The 18535-nt window shown below is 71.2% G+C and carries 13 protein-coding genes, 4 pseudogenes and 1 riboswitch; of the genes and pseudogenes, 7 read left to right on the top strand and 10 right to left on the bottom strand.

Annotated elements, in window-relative coordinates; genetic code table 11:
- Positions 1 to 21 precede the first annotated feature (21 nt).
- Positions 22 to 163: riboswitch (cyclic di-AMP (ydaO/yuaA leader) on the bottom strand.
- A 300-nt stretch (positions 164 to 463) separates the two neighbouring features.
- The 3 genes from OIE53_RS13470 to OIE53_RS13480 form a co-directional block, all read right to left on the bottom strand.
- Positions 464 to 1216, bottom strand: coding sequence for a hypothetical protein (locus OIE53_RS13470; protein ID WP_327026944.1), 753 nt, complete (start codon positions 1214 to 1216; stop codon positions 464 to 466).
- A 257-nt stretch (positions 1217 to 1473) separates the two neighbouring features.
- Entirely contained in the window at positions 1474 to 1890 is a 417-nt protein-coding gene (locus OIE53_RS13475) for a hypothetical protein (RefSeq protein WP_327026945.1), read from the bottom strand.
- Positions 1891 to 1991: 101 nt separating this feature from the next.
- Positions 1992 to 3263: an acyltransferase family protein gene (locus OIE53_RS13480; protein WP_327026946.1), complete on the bottom strand. Its 1272-nt coding sequence runs from the start codon at positions 3261 to 3263 to the stop codon at positions 1992 to 1994.
- Between the two features lie 296 nt (positions 3264 to 3559).
- Here OIE53_RS13480 and OIE53_RS13485 point away from each other — a divergent pair, with 296 nt between their 5' ends.
- Positions 3560 to 4903 (top strand): uracil-xanthine permease family protein, encoded by a 1344-nt coding sequence (locus OIE53_RS13485; RefSeq protein WP_327026947.1) that lies wholly within the window; start codon positions 3560 to 3562, stop codon positions 4901 to 4903.
- 94 nt (positions 4904 to 4997) lie between these two features.
- On the opposite strand, the pseudogene OIE53_RS13490 reads toward OIE53_RS13485, so the two are convergent.
- The 5 genes and pseudogenes from OIE53_RS13490 to OIE53_RS13510 all read right to left on the bottom strand — a co-directional run.
- A pseudogene (locus OIE53_RS13490) lies at positions 4998 to 5129 on the bottom strand (poly(3-hydroxybutyrate) depolymerase); the annotation flags it as partial.
- Positions 5130 to 5136: 7 nt separating this feature from the next.
- Positions 5137 to 7620 (bottom strand): DNA gyrase/topoisomerase IV subunit A, encoded by a 2484-nt coding sequence (locus OIE53_RS13495; RefSeq protein ID WP_327026948.1) that lies wholly within the window; start codon positions 7618 to 7620, stop codon positions 5137 to 5139.
- Positions 7621 to 7651: 31 nt separating this feature from the next.
- Positions 7652 to 8290: pseudogene (locus OIE53_RS13500) on the bottom strand (toprim domain-containing protein); the annotation flags it as partial.
- A gap of 6 nt (positions 8291 to 8296) precedes the next feature.
- Positions 8297 to 9769: pseudogene (locus tag OIE53_RS13505) on the bottom strand (ATP-binding protein); the annotation flags it as partial.
- A pseudogene (locus tag OIE53_RS13510) lies at positions 9743 to 11313 on the bottom strand (ATP-binding protein); the annotation flags it as partial. The pseudogenes OIE53_RS13510 and OIE53_RS13505, both read right to left, overlap by 27 nt.
- A gap of 179 nt (positions 11314 to 11492) precedes the next feature.
- Here OIE53_RS13510 and OIE53_RS13515 point away from each other — a divergent pair.
- The 4 genes from OIE53_RS13515 (at position 11493) to OIE53_RS13530 (ending at position 14821) form a co-directional block, all read left to right on the top strand.
- On the top strand, positions 11493 to 12752 hold the full coding sequence (locus OIE53_RS13515; RefSeq protein WP_327026949.1) for a hypothetical protein: 1260 nt from the start codon (positions 11493 to 11495) through the stop codon (positions 12750 to 12752).
- A gap of 32 nt (positions 12753 to 12784) precedes the next feature.
- Positions 12785 to 13636, top strand: a complete 852-nt coding sequence (locus OIE53_RS13520; protein ID WP_327027183.1) for an alpha/beta hydrolase family protein — start codon at positions 12785 to 12787, stop codon at positions 13634 to 13636.
- Positions 13637 to 13718: 82 nt separating this feature from the next.
- Positions 13719 to 14348 carry a hypothetical protein gene (locus OIE53_RS13525; RefSeq protein ID WP_327026950.1) on the top strand — a complete coding sequence of 210 codons (630 nt, stop codon included), beginning with the start codon at positions 13719 to 13721 and terminating at the stop codon, positions 14346 to 14348.
- A 92-nt stretch (positions 14349 to 14440) separates the two neighbouring features.
- Complete coding sequence (locus OIE53_RS13530; protein WP_327026951.1) at positions 14441 to 14821, top strand: hypothetical protein; 381 nt, start codon at positions 14441 to 14443, stop codon at positions 14819 to 14821.
- A 17-nt stretch (positions 14822 to 14838) separates the two neighbouring features.
- On the opposite strand, the gene OIE53_RS13535 is transcribed toward OIE53_RS13530, so the two are convergent.
- Positions 14839 to 15744: a DUF72 domain-containing protein gene (locus OIE53_RS13535; protein ID WP_327026952.1), complete on the bottom strand. Its 906-nt coding sequence runs from the start codon at positions 15742 to 15744 to the stop codon at positions 14839 to 14841.
- Positions 15745 to 15847: 103 nt separating this feature from the next.
- Here OIE53_RS13535 and OIE53_RS13540 point away from each other — a divergent pair, with 103 nt between their 5' ends.
- Together OIE53_RS13540 and OIE53_RS13545 are read left to right on the top strand one after the other, a co-directional pair.
- Positions 15848 to 16894: an NAD(P)-dependent alcohol dehydrogenase gene (locus tag OIE53_RS13540; RefSeq protein WP_327026953.1), complete on the top strand. Its 1047-nt coding sequence runs from the start codon at positions 15848 to 15850 to the stop codon at positions 16892 to 16894.
- A gap of 31 nt (positions 16895 to 16925) precedes the next feature.
- On the top strand, positions 16926 to 17441 hold the full coding sequence (locus OIE53_RS13545) for a 2'-5' RNA ligase family protein (RefSeq protein WP_327026954.1): 516 nt from the start codon (positions 16926 to 16928) through the stop codon (positions 17439 to 17441).
- A 156-nt stretch (positions 17442 to 17597) separates the two neighbouring features.
- Here OIE53_RS13545 and OIE53_RS13550 read toward each other — a convergent pair whose 3' ends face one another.
- Positions 17598 to 18506, bottom strand: coding sequence for a siderophore-interacting protein (locus OIE53_RS13550; RefSeq protein ID WP_327027184.1), 909 nt, complete (start codon positions 18504 to 18506; stop codon positions 17598 to 17600).
- Positions 18507 to 18535 lie beyond the last annotated feature (29 nt).

Below are 18535 nucleotides of genomic sequence, written 5' to 3' on the forward strand. Positions count from 1 at the left end.
ATTGTGCTGCACGAGGAAAGGAGCTCCTTCCGACACCGCCGACCGGGTTAGCTGACGGATTCGGGCGGGAAGATCGCCCTACCGCGGGCCGTGGCTCGCGGATTCACCCCAGTGGTGCAGTGGGTCCCCGGTTCGTGAGATCACGATTGAGCGGGTCGGCGCGGCGTCGCCACTTGCGAACGGTGACCGCACCGGACGGGCCGACATTACTGTGCGTTACAGCTCCTGCCAAGGCCGCCCTGAGCTGCCTAAACCTTCTCGCAGCCTAAATTTTTCGGGTACCGGGGAACTGTCGTCGCTCAATGGGACTCCGGGTCAGGAGGGCACCGCCGGTCGACAACAGGACCCGAGGTTGGCAAAGCCCCGGAAATTACGCCCGGCATTCGATGTCTGCCCTCCGATGACCGATTCGGCGATGACTGTGACCGGGGTCACCGAATAAATGGGAAAAAGAGCCTCCGACTCAACCGGCCCGGGCCACCCGCCAGCGCGCCACGGCTCCCTGAGGGCCGAGGACGACCCGGGGTGAGGTCGGCAGCGGGTACGCCCGCGTCCGCTGCGCTGCGGCGTACGCCTCGGTCGACAGCGCCCGAGCCGCGTCGACGGCCAGTTCCGCGGCCCGCCAGGCCTCGCGCTCCTGCTGCCGAGCCGCCTGATAAGCCGCCTGACGCCCGTCGCGTACCACCCGGGCCAGGAAGATCTCCTGCTCGGCGGGGTGACGTCGGGGATCCCAACCGGCCCGGTGCGCCAGGGCGTCGGTGAGCTGCCGGGCCGACAGATCACCCCGCCAGTACGCCGTCATCGCGGCGTGGCGCAGCCAGCGTTCCCTGGCGGCGTACTCGGTGGGGGTGTGGGGCGTACCGGGGGTGGGCAGCGCGCCGGCGGCGGCCAGTCGTCGGGCGGCGGTCTCCGCCTCGTCGTACGCGGCCCAGGCCCGGTCGAGTTCCGTCTGGGCACGCTGCCACGCCTCCCGGCGGCGGGCGGCGTTCTGGGCGGCCCCCGCCGCGGCCACGGCCACCTCGCCGGCATAGCGCCGCAGGTCCACGGCGGCGGGATCCTCCTCGGAGGGGGCCGGGTCCCGGTCGGTCGAGGGGGCCGGTTCGGGTCGGGCCACCAGCACGGTGAGCACACCCAACGCGAGCACCAGCAGCACCGACCAGATGGCGGCGGCTCGGGGGACGTCGATCAGGAACTGGTAGAGAAGGGTCTGCTCCATGTCGGCACCTCGGGGAAGCTGATGTGGCGGTCTCGGCGGCGGGACCGGATCAGGCCAGCGGGTACACCCCGCGAACCCGTCCGCGAAAGGTCCTTGATCACTGCGACCCGTCGCGGACCTCCGGCCGGTACGGTCGGCGGCAGGGCCGACCCGGAGGCCCGGGCCGTCAAGGTCACTCCGGAGCCCCGGGCGATCTCCGGAGCACTACCGGCCCAGGCGGGCCAGGTCCGGGTGACCAGGGCGGTAAGGGCGCACGATCAGCGACGAGGTGGTGCGCGAGCGCAGCCCGGACCCGGGGTGACCACCGCTGGCGGCTGACCGTGGGCGGCCCTGATGATCGGGGCGGCTTCCGGCGGCAGCGGCAACGGCGACACCGGCGTCGTCGCGGGGCCCGCCTCCGGGCGGTCGTCGCCCCCGGGCCCCCACATCTCGACCGGCAGGGCGACAGCGGCGCACCCACCGGCGACCGAGGAGGCCGGGGCACCCTCGAAGGACCAGGTGGGGCCGGCCATGGTGGGCTGCCCGGCCGGACCGAGGTCCTCGATCGCCCCGGGGTGGGCGGGCATGGCCCAGACCCCGATGGTGAAGGCGGCGGCGACCGCGAACCCGGTCAGCAGTCGTACCACCCGGCGCGCAAACCACCACAGGGGACGGGTGGGAAGGACCGGGAGCACGGTGTCACGCTACCGCCGGCATCCGCAGCCCGCACCGCCGCCCGGCGTGTCGCCGCAAGGAACCTGATTCGGGTTGCCGGCCTGGTCGGCGGGCCAGGACCCTACCGTCCAGCATGGAGGTCGGCCGATGTCTCGGTGCCGGACGCAGTCTCGGCACGGGGGCCGGGCACCGCACCGGGCGTGGCCCCCGAGGCGGGCTTGGTGCCAGAGGCGGGCGCAGGCTCGGTGTCGGGCGTGGGGTCGGTGTCGGGCGTGGGGTCGGTGGCGCTGGGGCGGGCCGTGCGGCGGGGAGGCGCCAGGCGGCGCATCATCGGCTGTTCGACGAAGCGGTGTACCAGGGCGGCGAGGCCCAGGGTCAGCAGCAGGAAGCCGATCACCGCGGCCGGGCCCCACCAGCCGGGCAGACCGGTTCCCCAGTCTCCGGTGACCCGGAGAATCGTCATGATCACGAAGACGTGCACCAGGTAGAAGGCGAAGGACACCTCCCCCAGCCAGACCATCGGGCGCGAGCGCAGGGGCGAGCGCAGGCCCCGCACATCGGCGTCCGCCGCGGCGGCGATGAGCACCACGTACGCCGACGACAGCAGCGCCGCCCAGAACTCGGCCGGAATCCACTGCGCGGCGACCACCCAGGTGACCACGAAGATGAGGCTCGCCAGGGGCAGGCCGGGACCCCGCCAGCGGCCCCGCAGCATGAGCTCGGCTGCGGCCACCCCCATCCAGAACTCCAGCGAGCGGACCAGCGGGAACACCTGGGTGAACCACCACCGACTTTGCTCCGGCACCAGGGTCTGCGCGGGCCACAGCGCCAGGATCAGCAGCGGTACGGCGATCACCACCGCCCACAGCAGCCAGGGGCGGGCCCGCCGCACCAGGGGCAGGGCCAGCGGCAGGCACAGATAGAAGAAGAGTTCGCAGGACAGTGACCAACTGACGTTGTTGACGCTGTAGAAGAAGCCGGGGCGGGGATCCCAGGCCTGGAGCAGGAACAGGTTCTCCAGGGCCGCGACCGGGTTGATCGGATCGGCGAACCAGAGGGCCGCCGCCATGGCCAGCACCCAGAGCAGTACGTGGTTCGGATAGATCTTGGCGAACCGACGTCGCCAGAACCCCCGTCGCGAGTCTCCCGGCCGGGCCGACCAGACCAGCACGAATCCGCTGAGGATGAAGAAGAACTGCACCCCGGACAGGCCCAGGGTGAAGATCTTGCCGACGACCGCCTGGTAGTCCGGCTCCGCGATGATCCGCATGGTGCCGGCGTGGAAGCCGAAGACCAGCAGCGCGGCCACCCACCGCAGCCCGGTCAGCGAGGGTAGTCGGCTAGCCTGGCCCCGGCCGGATGCGATGCCGGCCGCCACCGGTGCGCTGGTCATGCCGGCACCTGAGACGTCGACGGCCTCGGAGGCACGCGCCCCTCCTCCCAACGGGCCACCTGCCCGATCCGATCGGCTACCAGCGGCCACCCGTTCGGCGCCGCCCGTCGTGGCACCCTACCCAATCAGAGATCGACCCACTTCTGGGGACCGGGCGGCACCGCGATCACCAGGCAGGCAAGGGCACCGGCCGGTGCAGGAACACCCTTCTGACCTCCAGAACCGCGCACGATCGCCCATGCTAGAAACGTCCAGGGTTTTCGCCCCCGTCAGCACTTCGACGCGAAGGGCCAATCATGACCCAGTCCCCGACCGAACCGCGTTCCCGCTGGTCACCCTGGTCCCTGCACGGCGACGGCCGCACCGTACGCCCCGGGGACGTGGTGCACCCCGACGAACGGCTCTCCTGGCCCCGCACCCTGGGCATCGGGGTGCAGCATGTGGTGGCGATGTTCGGGGCCACCTTCACGGTGCCCCTGATCACCGGCTTCCCGCCGGCCACCACCCTCTTCTTCTCCGGGCTGGGCACCCTGCTCTTCCTGCTGATCACCGGCAACCGGCTGCCGTCGTACCTCGGCTCGTCGTTCGCCTTCATCGCCCCGGTGCTGGCGGCCAAGGCCGGCGGCGACATCGGCCCGGCCCTCGGCGGCATCGTCGTGGTCGGGGCAGCGATCGCCCTGGTCGGCATGGTGGTGCAGTTCGCCGGAGCGGGCTGGATCAACCGGCTGATGCCGCCGCTGGTCACCGGCGCCATCGTGATGCTGATCGGGTTGAACCTGGCCCCGGTGGCCTGGGACGGCGGCGGGAACGGCGGGGTCAAGGCCCAACCCCTGGTCGCGGTGGTCACCCTGGCCGCGATCCTGATCTTCACGGTGCTGTTCCGGGGCTTCCTGGGCCGGCTGTCCATCCTGCTCGGGGTGCTCGTCGGCTGGGTGCTCGCCGCGCTGACCGGCGGACTGGACCCGGCCACGGTCACCGGGCTACGGGAGGCCGCCTGGGTCGGGCTGCCGGAGTTCCACGCGCCCAGCTTCAGCCTGCGCGCCGTGGTGCTCGTCATCCCGGTGGTCCTGGTGCTGATCGCGGAGAACGCCGGCCACGTCAAGGCCGTAGCCGCCACGACCGGCCGGAACATGGACCGGGACATGGGCAAGGCCTTCATGGGGGACGGCGTGGCCACCATGCTCGCCGGCTCCGGCGGCGGCTCCGGCACCACCACGTACGCCGAGAACATCGGGGTGATGGCGGCGACCCGGGTCTACTCGACCGCCGCGTACTGGGTCGCCGGGCTGGCCGCAGTGCTGCTCGGGCTCAGCCCGAAGGTCGGCGCGTTGATCCTCACCGTGCCGGCCGGGGTGCTCGGCGGCGCCACCACCGCCCTCTACGGGCTGATCGCCATCCTCGGTGCCCGGATCTGGCTGGACAACCGGGTCGACTTCCAGGACCCGATCAACCTGCTCACCGCCGCCGTCGCCGTGATCATCGGGGCCGCCGACTACACCCTCACCGTCGGCGACCTCTCCTTCCACGGCATCGCCCTGGGCTCCGCCGCCGCCCTGATCATCTACCACGGCATGCGCCTGATCGCCCGGCTGCGCAACACCACCCCGACCTCCCGCCAGGGCCCCGAACCGGAACTCTGAGCAGCTCCGCCGCCGCTCGGCTGGCCGGCGGCATCTAGGCCGGACCGTGTGTCGAAGTCCCCGGCCGGGACCGGGGACTTCGACATCTCCTTGATCAGAACTGCGAAAAGAACCGCCAGACCTCACCCTTGGTCCAGGTCCTGGCGCCGCTGTCGCCGCCACCGTCCACGGGACCGGGGGTGTGACCACCGTCGAACGCACCCCACTGCACCGGGCCGGACCGGCAACTCCGCCTACTGGCGATCGATCTGATGACCGATCACGGTGGGGCCGAGCATGACGGCGAAACCGGAGCCGTCCCGACGGGGATCGGCGGCCGGAAGTTCGACCGGTTCGCCATTGGCCGTCGAGCCCACCGGGCGAGGGCCGATCCAGCCGACGACCACGTCGGTCTCCCCCTTGAGGAAGCGCTGGGCGCGCACCCCGCCGGTCGCCCGCCCCTTCGCCGGGTACGCCGCGAACGGCGTCACCTTGACAGTGGCACCGGTGGAGGTCACCACCATCGGCTCACCGTGCTGCGGATCGTCCGTACGCACCGCACCGAAGTACACCACCTGCGACCCGGCCGACAGGGCGATGCCGGCCATGCCGCCACCCTTGAGCCCCTGCGGACGAACCGTGCCGGCGGGGAAACGCAACAGCGACGCCGCGCTGGTCAGGAAGGCGAGGGACTCCGTACCGTCGACCAGCCAGGTCGCCCCGACCACCTCGTCGCCGTCGCGCAGCCCGATCACCTCGAACTCGTCGGAACGGACCGGCCAGTCCGGGGCGCAGACCTTGACCACCCCCTGACGGGTACCCAACGCCAGACCCGGAGAGCCCTCGGCGGTGCCGCCCAGGGGCGCCAGACCCACCACGGTCTCCCCCGGCTCCAACGGCACCAACTCGGCCGCGGACATCCCGCCGCGCAGCGACACCGTGCCGGACTGCTCCGGCAACACCGGCAGGGGCAGCACATCCACCTTGAAGGCCCTACCCGCACTGGTCACCAGCAGCACCCGACCCCGGGCGGTGGAGTGCACCATGGCGCGTACCGCGTCGTGCTTGACCCGGCCGTGCCGGCGCCGCCCCTCGGCGGCCTCCTCCGACTCGGCCGCGGTACGGGCCACCAGCCCGGTGGCCGACAGGATCACCTGGCAGGGGTCGTCGGCCACCTCCAGCGGCCCGGCCGGGGCGGAGGCGGCGAGCACCTCCTTGAGATCACCGTCGACGAGGGTGGTACGACGCGGGGCGGCGAACTGCTTGACCACTGCGGCCAACTCGTCGGAGACGACCTTCTTCAGCACCTTCTCGTCGTCCAGGATGGTGGACAGCTCGGCGATCTCGGCGCGCAGCTTCTCCTGCTCGGCCTCCAACTCCAGCCGGTCGTACTTGGTCAGCCGACGCAGCGGGGTGTCCAGGATGTAGCCGGCCTGGATCTCGGAGAGCTTGAACCGGCGCATCAGGCCGTCCTTGGCGTCCTGGGCGTCCTCGCTGGCCCGGATCAGCTTGACCACCTTGTCGATGTCGAGCAGGGCGATCAGCAGACCGTCGACGAGGTGCAGCCGCTCCTCGCGCTTACGCCTGCGGTACGCGCTGCGCCGGGTCACCACCTCGTACCGGTGCGCCAGGAACACCTCCAGCAGCGCCTTCAACCCCAGAGTGCGCGGCTGCCCGTCGACCAGCACCAGGTTGTTCACCCCGAAGGACTGCTCCAGGGGGGTTAGGCGGTACAGGTCGGCCAGCAAGGCCTGGGGGTTGACCCCCACCTTGCACTCGATGACCAGGCGGGTGCCGTTCTCCCGGTCGGTGAGGTCCTTGACGTCGGCGATCCCGGTCAGCCGCTTGGTCTTGGTGACCTCGTTGGTGATGGCCGCGATGACCTTCTCCGCACCCACCCCGTACGGCAACTCGACCACCGTGATGGCCTGCCGACCCCGGCTGCCCTCCAACGGGCCGACCTCCACCTTGCCGCGCATCCGCACCACGCCCCGGCCGGTCTCGTACGCCCGGCGCACCTCGTCCAGGCCGAGCAGCAGCCCACCGGTGGGCAGGTCCGGACCGAGCACGAACTCCATCAGCTTGTCCAGGGTGGCGTCGGGGTGCCGGATCAGCCAGCGGGCCGCCGAGACGACCTCCCCCAGGTTGTGCGGGATCATGTTGGTGGCCATCCCGACCGCGATCCCGGAGGTGCCGTTGACCAGCAGGTTCGGGAAGGCGGCCGGCAGCACGGTGGGCTGGGTCAGCGACCCGTCGTAGTTGGGTTCGACGTCGACGGTCTCCTCACCCAACTCGCCGACGAGCAGCATCGCCTCCCGCGACATCCGAGCTTCGGTGTAACGCGCGGCGGCCGGTCCATCGTCAGGAGAGCCGAAGTTGCCGTGCCCGTCGATGAGCGGGACGTTGAGCGAGAAGTCCTGGGCCATCCGGACCATGGCGTCGTAGATCGCGGTGTCGCCGTGCGGGTGGTAGCGCCCCATCACGTCACCGACCACCCGGGCCGACTTGACGTGCGCCCGGTCGGGCCGGAAACCCGACTCGTACATGGCGTACAGGATGCGCCGGTGCACCGGCTTGAGGCCGTCGCGGGCGTCCGGCAGGGCCCGGGAGTGGATGACCGAGAAGGCGTACTCCAGGTAGGAGTCGGACACCTCGGTGACCAGCGGGTTGTCGAAGACCCGCGCGCCGGCCTGGTCGAACGCGGAGTGGTCGACCTTCGTTTCCTTGCGGCGTGCCATGGTTCAGCTTTCCTTCCGAAGAACCCGTTGGTCAGGCGTCGATGGCGTCGCGGTCGACCCGGTCGGCGGAGTCGATAAGCCAGTTGCGGCGCGGCTCGACCTTCTCCCCCATCAGCAGTTCGAGGATCCGCTCGGCGGCGTCGACATCCTCCAGGGTGATCCGGCGCACCGACCGGGTGGCCGGGTTCATCGTGGTGTCCCACAACTCGTCGGCGTCCATCTCACCGAGACCCTTGAACCGGGGAATGGGGGTGACGATCTGCTTGCCGGCCTTCTCCAGCTTGCGGACGGTCGCCTCCATCTCCGCCTGGGTGTAGGTGAAGATGGTCTCCGGGTTACGCCCCTTGGTGGTGATCTTGTGCAGCGGCGGCATCGCGGCGTAGAGCCGACCCGCCTCGATCAACGGCCGCATGTACCGGGCGAACAGGGTGATCAGCAGGGTCCGGATGTGGGCGCCGTCGACGTCCGCGTCGGCCATGATGAGCACCCGGCCGTACCGCATCGAGGACAGATCGAAGGTACGCCCGGAGCCCGCCCCGAGCACCTGCACGATGGCGGCGCACTCGGCATTGTCCAGCACCTGCTGGAGGTTGGCCTTCTGCACGTTGAGGATCTTGCCGCGGATCGGCAGAAGCGCCTGATATTCGGCGGTACGGGCGACCCGAGCGCTGTTGTGCACGAAGACGCCCGCCTCCAACGCGAAGTTGTGGTAACCCTCGACCGTCAGGTCATACACGTCCGCCGTCTCATCGAGCGGTTCGACGGACACCACCTGGTGATTGACCAGAGCAGCAGCCTCACGAAGGCGGGCATAGTCACCGTCGTAGAGCTTGAGGAGCCGGTCGAAGCGCAGCCCGGTACGGGCCGAACGCAGGCGCTCAGCCTCGTACGCCGCCGCGAGGTCACCGTCTTCCAAGGCGAGCATCGGCGCGAGTCGGCGCAGCGCGGCAAGCCGGCGCCCGTCCTGCTGGCGACCTACCCGTTCGCCACGCGGCACGGTCGCCACGTACCGGGCTCGTCCAGCCTGCACCTTGGCGAGGTGGTCGTTGTTCGGATCGGTCAGCCGCTGCTTCATCCGGCGCGAGTGATGCTCGCCGAACTCCGGATTGTCCGCGTGCCAAGCCAAAACCGCGTTGCGCTGCCGGGTCCTTTCCGCAGGGTCCGAGAACTGCTCGATCGTCTTCTGCGACCGCCAGGCACGCAGTTCGGAGTCCTGCCACTGCCGCACGGACCGCTCCCGCCATTGCTCACGCCGGGCCGGGTCGGCGAAGTACCGCCTGACCCGCTCCGCAGCCGTCGCCCGGTGCTCCGGATCCGACCAGTAACCAGCCTGCCGCTGGCGCATCCGGTCTGCGTAGGCACGCCGTTGGTCGTCACTGAGCGCGGCGTACCAATCCTGGAATCCCTGCTCGAACTTTGCCCGGAAGGCGGGTGACTCGTTGAGCGCGAAGAGCCGTGCCAGGCATGCTTCACGGAAATCAGGGTCCCGCCACTGAGCCGTCAGCATCGCCGACTTGAACTCACGACCACCGTTCGCGAACCACTCACGCCACCCGGCGTGGACATGTTCGCCCATCATCGAGGCGTGCAGCGCCGAGTGGTCGGCCCAGGTCATGCGCTGAATGTTGCGCGGGTCGTTGTTGCGCTTGTCGATGTCGATATGGTGACGCACGTTGCCGTTGGCCGCGCTGTCCCGGCCGTGCCTGAGATTCCAGGCGTCGGCGAGGTAGTGGGTATAGACCCACTCATCCCTGTCATTCATCCAGACCCGCTCGTATCCCTGTAGCTTCTGCCCAGCGGCCTTGCTGGACAGGCTGCGGTAGAGCGGCATGAGGGAATCGCCGGGCGTGAGGGCGTCGGCACGGCGGTAGGAGCCGTCGCGTAGGCGGAAAAGGTGATCCGGGGTGCATCTGACCGACTCGCCGTTGTCGAGGGTCACCCGCACCAGCGGCGCGGCCCGCTTAGTCAGGCGCGGTTCGACCAGTGGCGCGACGACCACCCGACCCGCCTTGTTGGTGGTGTAGCCGAAGTGGGTGACCCCCCGCTGCCAGTCCTCGGCAAGATCCGCGAACGAGCGGCTGATGCCTGAGGCCAGCGCAACCATGGTGTCGCCGGTAAAGCAACCGAGCGCGCTGTCTCCCTCGACGATGAACAGCTCGCTGCGGTCCACGCCGGTCGCGCGGCAGTCGACCAGTTTGGCCGGCATGGCCGCGCCTTCCAGGGCGGTCTTGCGGCGGGCGGCGTCCTTCTGCTGCTTCTGGGTCAGGCGTACCCGGGCGGCGTCGACGATCTTCTGCAGGACGGTGCGCGCCTCGGTCTTGGTCTTGCGGTCCTCCAGCCAGGACTTCAGGTGCTGCTCGACCAGCCCCTGCACCACCTTGGTGACCCCGGCGGTGGAGAGCTCGTCCTTGGTCTGGGAGGTGAACTGCGGCTCGGGCACCCGTACGTGCACCACCGCGGTCATGCCCTCCAGCACGTCGTCCAGGGTGGGGGCGTCCTCCTTGGCCTTGAGCAGGCCACGGGTGTTGCGTACGGCGTCGGCGAGGGTACGCGCCAGGGCCCGTTCGAAGCCCTTGCGGTGGGTGCCGCCGTGCGCGTTGCGGATGGTGTTGGTGAAGCACTCGACCGTGCGCTCGTAGCCGGTGCCCCAGCGGAAGGCCACCTCGATCTCGGCGCGTCGCTGCACGTTGGACTGCATCACGCCGTTGGCGTCGGCGGCGTTCTCCCGGTAGGTGCCCTCGCCGGTGACCAGCAGGGTGCCGGAGACCGGCCGGTCTCCGGCCGGGGCGAGGAAGTCCACCATGTCGGTGAGCCCGTTGGGATAGTGGAACTGCTCCTCGGTCGGCTCCTGGGCGGTGCGGTCGCGCAGGGTGTAGCTGACCCCGGGGACCAGGAAGGCGGTGTGCCGCAGCTTGGCGCGTACCGCGTCGTGGTCGAGGGTGGCGCCGGTCTCGAAGTAGCGGGGGTCGTACCAGTAGCGGATCGAGGTGCCGGTGCGCTGGCCGCGCTTCATCGCCCCGGCGACCTGGAGGCCGGGGCCGGGGGTGAAGGGCGCCTCCGGGCCGTCGCCCTCGAAGATGCCGGGCACCCCGTGCCGGAACGACATGGTGTGCACCTTGCCGCCGCGCCGGACGGTGACGTCGAAGCGGCGGGACAGGGCGTTGACCGCCGAGGCGCCTACCCCGTGCAGACCCCCGGAGGTCTTGTAGCCGGAGCCGCCGAACTTGCCGCCGGCGTGCAGCCGGGTGAGCACCAGCTCCACCCCGGAGATGCCGGAGCGGGCGTGCACGTCCGTGGGGATGCCCCGCCCGTCGTCGTCCACCTGCACCGAACCGTCGGGGTGCAGGGTGACCTCGATCTTCGTGGCGTGGCCGGCGACGCCTTCGTCGGTGGAGTTGTCCAGGATCTCGTTGACGAGGTGACCCACGCCACGACTGTCGGTGGAGCCGATGTACATGCCGGGCCGCTTGCGAACGGCGTCCAGCCCCTCAAGATGGGTGAGGTCATCGGCCCCGTACAGGGTCTCAGGCTCTGCGGTCAACTCCGTCGTACTCCCCGGTCTCGGCGATGTGCTGCCCCACACCGTCGGTGGTCGGCCCAGCGTGGGACGGCCGCAGCGAGCGTAGCCGTACGCCCCGACACCTGACGCGGACACCCGTGCGGCACGCCGCACACGGCCTCTGCTGGTGGCACCTGCCGCGGTCAACGCCCCGTCGCCCGGCCTTATGCCCGGGCCGGATGCGGCACGGGCGGAGTTAACTCCCCCCTGACCCACATGTCACATGCGTTTCCCGTTGTTGACGCACGTCACACCTGCGTGATTCCATCACGAGAAGAGGATCTTTCATATTTCCATGAATGGATGGGAAACCATGCCCAGGTTGCGTCGTACCGCCGCCGCGATGGCCCTGGCCGTCGTCGCGGCAACCCTCTCCACGACTCTCACCGGCGCCGCCCCTGCGGCCGCGGCGGCACCCACCGCCGCGGTCGCCCTCGGCGACAGCTTCATCAGCGGCGAAGGCGCCGGGGGGTACCAGCCGGTGGTCGACTCGACCGGGGTCGCCCGCGGCTTCCCGGGCTGGACCGCGCCGAACAGCAACGCCTTCTTCTGCCACCGGTCCGGAAATGCCTCGCTGCACCAGGCGTCACTGCCCGGCATCCAGGACCGGTTCAATCTGGCCTGCTCCGGAGGCCAGCCGCGCGACATCGCCGCCGCCTCGTCGGCGCGGACCGGCGGTCGACAGGTGGCCGCCCAGCTCGACCAGCTCCGCACGGTCGCCCGGACCCACGACATCGACCTGGTCCTGATCGGTCTGGGCTCCAACAACAGCTCGTTCACCTTCGGCGGGGTGGCGGAGAAGTGCGCCAACCGGTTCATCGCCGACGCCTGGACCGGCTGGTGGGAGTTCTGGGCGTACCTGGGCGGCCCGGTGGAGCAGAAGCCCTGCACGGACGCGGACCTGGCCACCGCCGCGCAGATCAGCGCCGCGACCGCCGAGACCACCGCGGCGGTACGCCAGATCCTGACCACCTTGCGCGAGGTGGACGCCGACGGTCAGCACCGGGTGGTGTTGCAGGACTACACGAACCCGCTGCCGCTGGACCTGGCCTCGCCGTACCACTCCGAGGACAGCCGGGACGACACCCGGGACAAGTTCCGCGCCCTCGGAGCGGAGCGGTACGCCGCCGGCTGCCCGATCCACCGGGCCAGCCTGGCCCCCGGCCACCGGTTCTCCCAGGGTCTCGGCACCATCGTCCGCTCCACCCGGGACACCCTGGCCGCCGAGTTCCCCAGCACCGACCTGGTCTATCTGAACGTCCAGCGGGCCTTCGACGGCGCCCGGCTCTGCGAGACCTCGAACAGCCCGACCGGCACGCTGGCCACCCCGATCCGGCTGATGGACAACCCGCCCAACGGCACCTTCGTCACCAGCCTCTCCGGCAAGGACAAGATCGCCATCCAGCGGATCGCGAACACCTGCGCTACCTACTTCCAGACCTGCCAGGAGTCGTGGCACCCGAACGCCGCCGGGCATCAGGTGCTCGGCCAGTGCCTGGCCGGGGCGGCCACCACCATGGCCCGCTCGGTGGCCTGCGTACGCGCCTCGAACGGCACGATCAGCGTGTCATGACTCGCCGGTAACCTGATCGGGTGACCGAGACCGTGGAGTACGTGCAGGAATTCGTCCAGGTCGACGGCGCCCGCCTGGGCATCCAGGTCTATCCGGAGCCCACCGGCCCGGCGGAGGCACCGGTGGTACTGGTCGTGCCGGCCATGGGGGTGCGGGCCCGGTACTACCGGCCCTTCGCCACCGCCCTGCGGGCCGCCGGACTGCGGGTGGTCGTGGCCGACCTGCGGGGCACCGGCGAGAGCACCCCCAGAGCCAGCCGGGCCTGTCGGTACGGCTACCCGGAGCTGGCCGCCGACATCGGTGCGGTACGCGCCGCCCTCAAGGTTCGGTTCGACGGTCGGCGCACCCTGCTGCTGGGGCACTCCCTCGGTGGGCAGGCCGCCGTGCTGCACCTGGCCCTGCACGGCGAGCAGGAGGTCGACGGGTTGGTGCTGACGGCCGTGGGGATCCCGTACTGGCGGGACTTCACCGGCCCACGGCGCTACGGGGTGCTGCCGTACACCCAGGGCATCGCCGCCACGGCCCGGCTGCTCGGGGTCTGGCCGGGCTGGGGGTTCGGTGGCCGGCAGGCCCGCGGGGTGATCCGCGACTGGGCCTACACCGCCCGCACCGGTCGCTTCCCCGACCTGGAGGGGGTGGACACCGAGGCGGCCGTGCGGCAGATCCGTACCCCGGTGCTGGCCGTCAGCTTCGCGCACGACCAGTACACCCCGCATGCCACCCTGGACCGGCTCTGCGCCAAGCTCCCCGAAGCTGCTGTGGCACGCGTGCGGTATCCCGACCCGCAGGGGGTCCGGCTGGACCACTTCACCTGGGTACGCCACGCCGCCGAGCCCTTGGCCGCCCGGGTGGCCGACTTCGCCGCCACTCTGCCGGCCCGCTGACCCCTCCCACCCCCACCCGGTGATTAGGCCCTGCCAGGGCGGGTAAGCCGCAGCGCTCGAAAACGGCTTGAGGGGGACAAACATGTCGGACACACACACCGCTCTTCGATCCATGCACGACCTGGGCCTGGCGGCCTGGTTCGGTGGCTCCCTGATGGGAGCCTTCGGCGTCAACGGCGCTGCGGCCCAGGTCGGCGACTCGACCCAGCGGCTGCCGGTGGCTTCGGCCGGGTGGTCCCGGTGGACCCCGGTCAACGCCGCCGCCATCGGCGCCCACCTGGCCGGGGCGGTAGGTGAACTGGTCACCGAGAGCCCTCGGATGGCCGCCCAGCGGGGTGTCGGGCGGGTGAGCACCCTGAAGACCGCCCTGACCCTCAGCGCCCTGGCGGTGACCGGGTACAGCCGGATGCTCGGCAACCGCCTGGCCCGGGCGGGCGGGCCCAGCGTGGCCGGGGTGACCGAGCCGAACCAGCAGACCCCGCAGAACGTGGCCGCCTGTCAGCGGCAGCTCAAGCTGCTCCAGTGGACCATTCCGGCGCTCACCGGCGCGCTGATCGTGGTCACCGCGTACATGGGTGAGCAGCAGAAACCCGGGCAGGTCCTGCGCGGGGTGCTCGGCCGGGCCAACGGCCTGATGCAGTCGCCGAAGGCGATGGCCAAGGGCGGCGGGCTGATGCAGATGTCCAAGGCGATGAGCCACAACGGCCACTGAGTGGCCGCCGGCCCGGCGGTGAACGGCGACGTGCGGGCCACCGGGCCCGAGGGCGGCGCCCGGATCGCCGCGGCCGAGGGAGGGAGCCGGTCATGACGGACAGGCACAGGCAGGACCGGGGGCCCGAGGGGGTCGAGCCCTGGGGGACCACGGGCGGCTTCGACGCCGACCCCCCGTGGGGTCTCGGCGAGGACTCGCCGGGGGACGAGGGCAGCGAGGAGACCGCTGTGCCGGAGGGCCGGCGTGGGCAACGGCGAGCAGGCGAGACACCGAGTGGACGGCCGAGCGCCGGCCGGCACGGGTTCGGGTCGGTGGAGCCGACCCGGACGCCGGCCGCCGGGCCGGGGGCGCCCCCCGATCCGGCGCCGTCACGCCGCTCGTTTCCCGACGAGGTCGTCGGCGAGGACCTGCCGGACAACGCGCTGGAGGAAGCGACCGGTACGCGACCGGAGGGGGTGTCCTGGCGCCGCTGAGCACCTGGGCACCCGGCTCAGCGCGACGACCGTTCGGCTCCGGCTGCTACCCGCCCCGCGGCGAGCAGACCGGCCAGCCGCTCGGCGTCGCGCTGGGCCTGCCCGGCGCAGCAGTTGTTGAACAGCACATGCAGTTCGTCGGCCTGCCCGGCGAGTTCGGTCAGCAACTCCGACCAGATGCGCAGTTCCCGGTCCGCGTAGGCGTACCGGAAGCGCTCCTCCTTGTCGCCGCCGGCCCAGGCGGTGCTGTGCCCGTGCATCCGTACCATCGCCAGGTCGGCGGTGGCGATCAGGATCGGTGGCACGGACTCGGGGTGGCCCTGCGGCATGTCCACGGCGCAGTTGGTCAGCCCGTGCTCGCGGAGGAAGGCCAGGGTCTCCAGCGCCGCGGTGCCGTCGAACCAGGAGCCGTGTCGCAACTCGACGGCCACCCGCCAGGGTCGGCAGCGTTCGGCCAGTTCGGCGATCCGGTGCCGGGCCGCCTCGCTGCGGGCCAGCCACGGCGGGAACTGCAACAGCACCGCGCCGAGCCGGTCGGCCGCCGCGATCGGCTCCAGCGCCGCCCGGAACCGGCGCCACAACTCGTCGTACGCCGCCGGTGGCAGATCCCGGCGGCGGATCCGGGCCGGGCCGCCGCTGGGGCGCAGGTCGGCGGGGAGGGTGGCGACCGGGGTCGGATGACCGGTGAAGAGGCGGTACGCCTTGACGTTGAAGGTGAAGTCGTCCCCGGTGGCCGCTACCCAGCCCTGGGTGGTCTCCGGCGTCGGCACGGCGTAGTACGAGGTGTCCACCTCGACCAGGGGGAACTTGCCGGCGTAGTAGTCGAGCCGACCGGCCGGGGTGTTCGCCGCCCGTGGGTACCAGCCGGACCGTACCAGGGTCTGATCGGCCCATGAGGACGTGCCCACCTTGATGACACTCATGTAATTCAGTGCACCGCTACCCGGTGCGATCGGCAACCGCTGGGTTTGAATCGATCCTCACCGGGCAGCCGAGGCGTTGGCTACAGCGGACAAGGAGGCAAGGATGCGTGCGCTACGGCTGCCTGCATGGAAGACGGACCCGGAACTGGTCGAGGTGGATGAGCCGACACCCGGCCCCGGTCAGGTGGTGGTGAAGATCGGCGCTGCCGGTGCCTGCCACTCCGACCTGCACCTGATGCACGACTTCGAGGCGGGCAGTCTGCCCTGGAACCCGCCGTTCACCCTGGGGCACGAGAACGCCGGTTGGGTGCACGCCCTCGGTTCCGGGGTGACCTCACTGGAGTTGGGCCAACCGGTCGCCGTGTACGGGCCGTGGGGTTGTGGGGTCTGCCCCCGCTGCCGGCTCGGCGCCGAGAACTACTGCGAGAATCCGGCCGCCGCGCCGATTCCCGGCGGTGGGGGCGGTCTCGGTCTGGACGGCGGGATGGCCGACTACGAGCTGGTGCCGGACGCCCGGCTGGTGGTGCCGCTGCCCGACGGGCTGGACCCGGTGCAGGCGGCACCGCTGACCGACGCGGGGCTCACCCCGTACCACGCGATCCGCCGGTCCTGGTCGAAGCTGCCGCCCGGCAGCACCGCCGTGGTGATCGGCGTGGGTGGGCTGGGGCATGTGGGGGTGCAGATCCTCAAGGCCACCACCGCGGCCCGGATCATCGCGGTGGACACCCGGGACGAGGCGTTGCGGCTGGCCGAGGAGTGTGGTGCCGACCTGACGTTGCGTTCGGGTGAGCGGACCGTCGAGGAGATCCGTTCGGCCACCGGGGGCCGGGGTGCGGACGTCGTGCTGGACTTCGTCGGCGCGGACCCCACCCTGAAGATGGGGGCCGCCGCCGCGCGTACCGTGGGGGACCTGACCATCGTCGGCATCGGCGGCGGGACCCTGCCGGTGAGCTTCTTCTCCGTGCCGTACGAGGTCAGCATCCAGACCACCTACTGGGGCAGCCGACCGGAGCTGGTCGAGGTGCTGGATCTGGGTGCCCGTGGGCTGCTGCGGCCGAAGACGACCACCTTCAAACTGGATCAGGCGATGACCGCGTACCGGCAGATGCAGGACGGCACCCTGGAGGGCCGGGCCGTGATCGTGCCGTGACCACCGACGCGGCGGCCCCTAGAGTGATCATGTGGTCGCCGCGTTGGAGCTCTATCTGGACACCGTCGCCACCCGCCGCATCCGGGTCCTCTGGGACGCTCTGGAGGCCGAGGGCGTGCAGAGCCTGCGTTCGCTGCTGGAGCAGCGGCACCGGCCGCACGTGTCGCTGGCGGTGGCACCGCGTTTCGACCCGCAGCGGGTGGCGGCGGCGTTGGAGGGTACGACCGTGGCCGCGCCCCTGCGGCTGTCCTTCCAGTACGTCGGCCAGTTCGTCGGCCGGGTGCTCTGGCTGGGCCTGGCGCCCACCGTGGAGCTGCTGGAGCACCATCGGCGGGTGCACGACCGGCTGACCGCCGCCGGCATCCCCCTGACCGAGCACTACCGCCCGGGCAACTGGATCCCGCACTGCACCCTGTCCATGCGGGTACCGAACACCCTGTTGACCCCGGCCATCCGCCGCTGCCTGGAGATCCTCCCCCTGGAAGCCACCATCACCAGCGCCGCCCTGACCGACCACGCCCGCAACATCTCCCACCCCCTCCCCTAACATCCCCCGCCCTCTCCCCCCGCCCCTCCCCCCTCCCCCCGCCTCCTCCCCGTCGATCTTGCACTTTCTGCCCCCGCATACCGCATATAGCGGACGAATCAGCGACCAAAAGTGCAAGATCGCCGGGGATGGAAGGGGTGGGGAGGGCGGAAGGGATCAGGAGGTGGGGTCGGGGTGGCCGTGGCGCCAGTAGCCCATAAAGGCGACGGCGCGGCGGTCCAGGGCGCAGTCGGTGACCAGGTGGCGGCGCAGGGTGCGGATGACGCCTGCCTCCCCGGCCAGCCAGGCGTAGCAGGGGGCCGTCGGCGGGACCTCGGGTATGTCCCAGAGGATCGCCTCCACCTCCGTCTCCTCCATCGAAGGGCCGGGGCCGGCGGGCGGCGCGACGGCCAGCAGGTCCCGGGCGGCCTCGGCTACCGCGCCGATCAGCCGGGCTCCGTAGGGGCCGCCCTCGCGGGGCAGCCAGGTCACCTCTACCCCGGGGGGCGTGTCCAGCGGCAGGACGTCCGCCGCGTGGGGGACCTCCAGCAGCACCCGGCCCCGGGCGTCCAGGGGCAGCCGCTCGCAGATGCCGCTGATCGCCGGGACGGCGGTCTCGTCCCCGGCCAGCAGCAGGCACCCGGTCGACGGCGGGCGGAACTCGCGTCCACCGTGGTCGCCCGCGTAGCCGGCGTCCGGGCCGGCGATGGCGATCTCATCGCCGGGGCGGACCTGCTGGGCCCAGCGGCTGGCCGGGCCACCGTCACCGTGCAGCACCAGGTCGACATCGAGTTCGTGCAGGTGCTGCCGGACCGCCCGAACGGTGTAGGTGCGGATCGGGTTGCGTAGGTGCTCCGGCAGGGCCCGCCACTGGGCGTACCAGTCGGGGCCCTGCGGCAGGTCGACCGTCCGCTGGCCGGGCAGCGGCAGGGCCAGCTTGATCCGCTGGTCGTAACCGTTGTCGGCGAAGCGGTCCAGGTCCGGGCCGGTGAAGGTGACCCGGACGAAGGAGGGGCTGAGCCGGCGTACCGCGCGGATCTCGACGGAGAACAACCGCCACGGCGCGACGGGCAGGGTGTTGGTCATGCTGCCTTCCTTGGTACGGGCCACGGGAG

Origin of the sequence: Micromonospora sp. NBC_01739, assembly GCF_035920385.1 — a bacterium.
Classification (GTDB): Bacteria; Actinomycetota; Actinomycetes; order Mycobacteriales; family Micromonosporaceae; genus Micromonospora.

Coding starts and splice junctions, on each gene's coding strand:
- OIE53_RS13470 (WP_327026944.1), bottom strand. CDS start 1,216: ATGGAGCAGACCCTTCTCTACCAGTTCCTGATCGACGTCCCCCGAGCC.
- OIE53_RS13480 (WP_327026946.1), bottom strand. CDS start 3,263: ATGACCAGCGCACCGGTGGCGGCCGGCATCGCATCCGGCCGGGGCCAG.
- OIE53_RS13485 (WP_327026947.1), top strand. CDS start 3,560: ATGACCCAGTCCCCGACCGAACCGCGTTCCCGCTGGTCACCCTGGTCC.
- OIE53_RS13495 (WP_327026948.1), bottom strand. CDS start 7,620: ATGGCACGCCGCAAGGAAACGAAGGTCGACCACTCCGCGTTCGACCAG.
- OIE53_RS13515 (WP_327026949.1), top strand. CDS start 11,493: ATGCCCAGGTTGCGTCGTACCGCCGCCGCGATGGCCCTGGCCGTCGTC.
- OIE53_RS13525 (WP_327026950.1), top strand. CDS start 13,719: ATGTCGGACACACACACCGCTCTTCGATCCATGCACGACCTGGGCCTG.
- OIE53_RS13530 (WP_327026951.1), top strand. CDS start 14,441: ATGACGGACAGGCACAGGCAGGACCGGGGGCCCGAGGGGGTCGAGCCC.
- OIE53_RS13535 (WP_327026952.1), bottom strand. CDS start 15,744: ATGAGTGTCATCAAGGTGGGCACGTCCTCATGGGCCGATCAGACCCTG.
- OIE53_RS13540 (WP_327026953.1), top strand. CDS start 15,848: ATGCGTGCGCTACGGCTGCCTGCATGGAAGACGGACCCGGAACTGGTC.
- OIE53_RS13550 (WP_327027184.1), bottom strand. CDS start 18,506: ATGACCAACACCCTGCCCGTCGCGCCGTGGCGGTTGTTCTCCGTCGAG.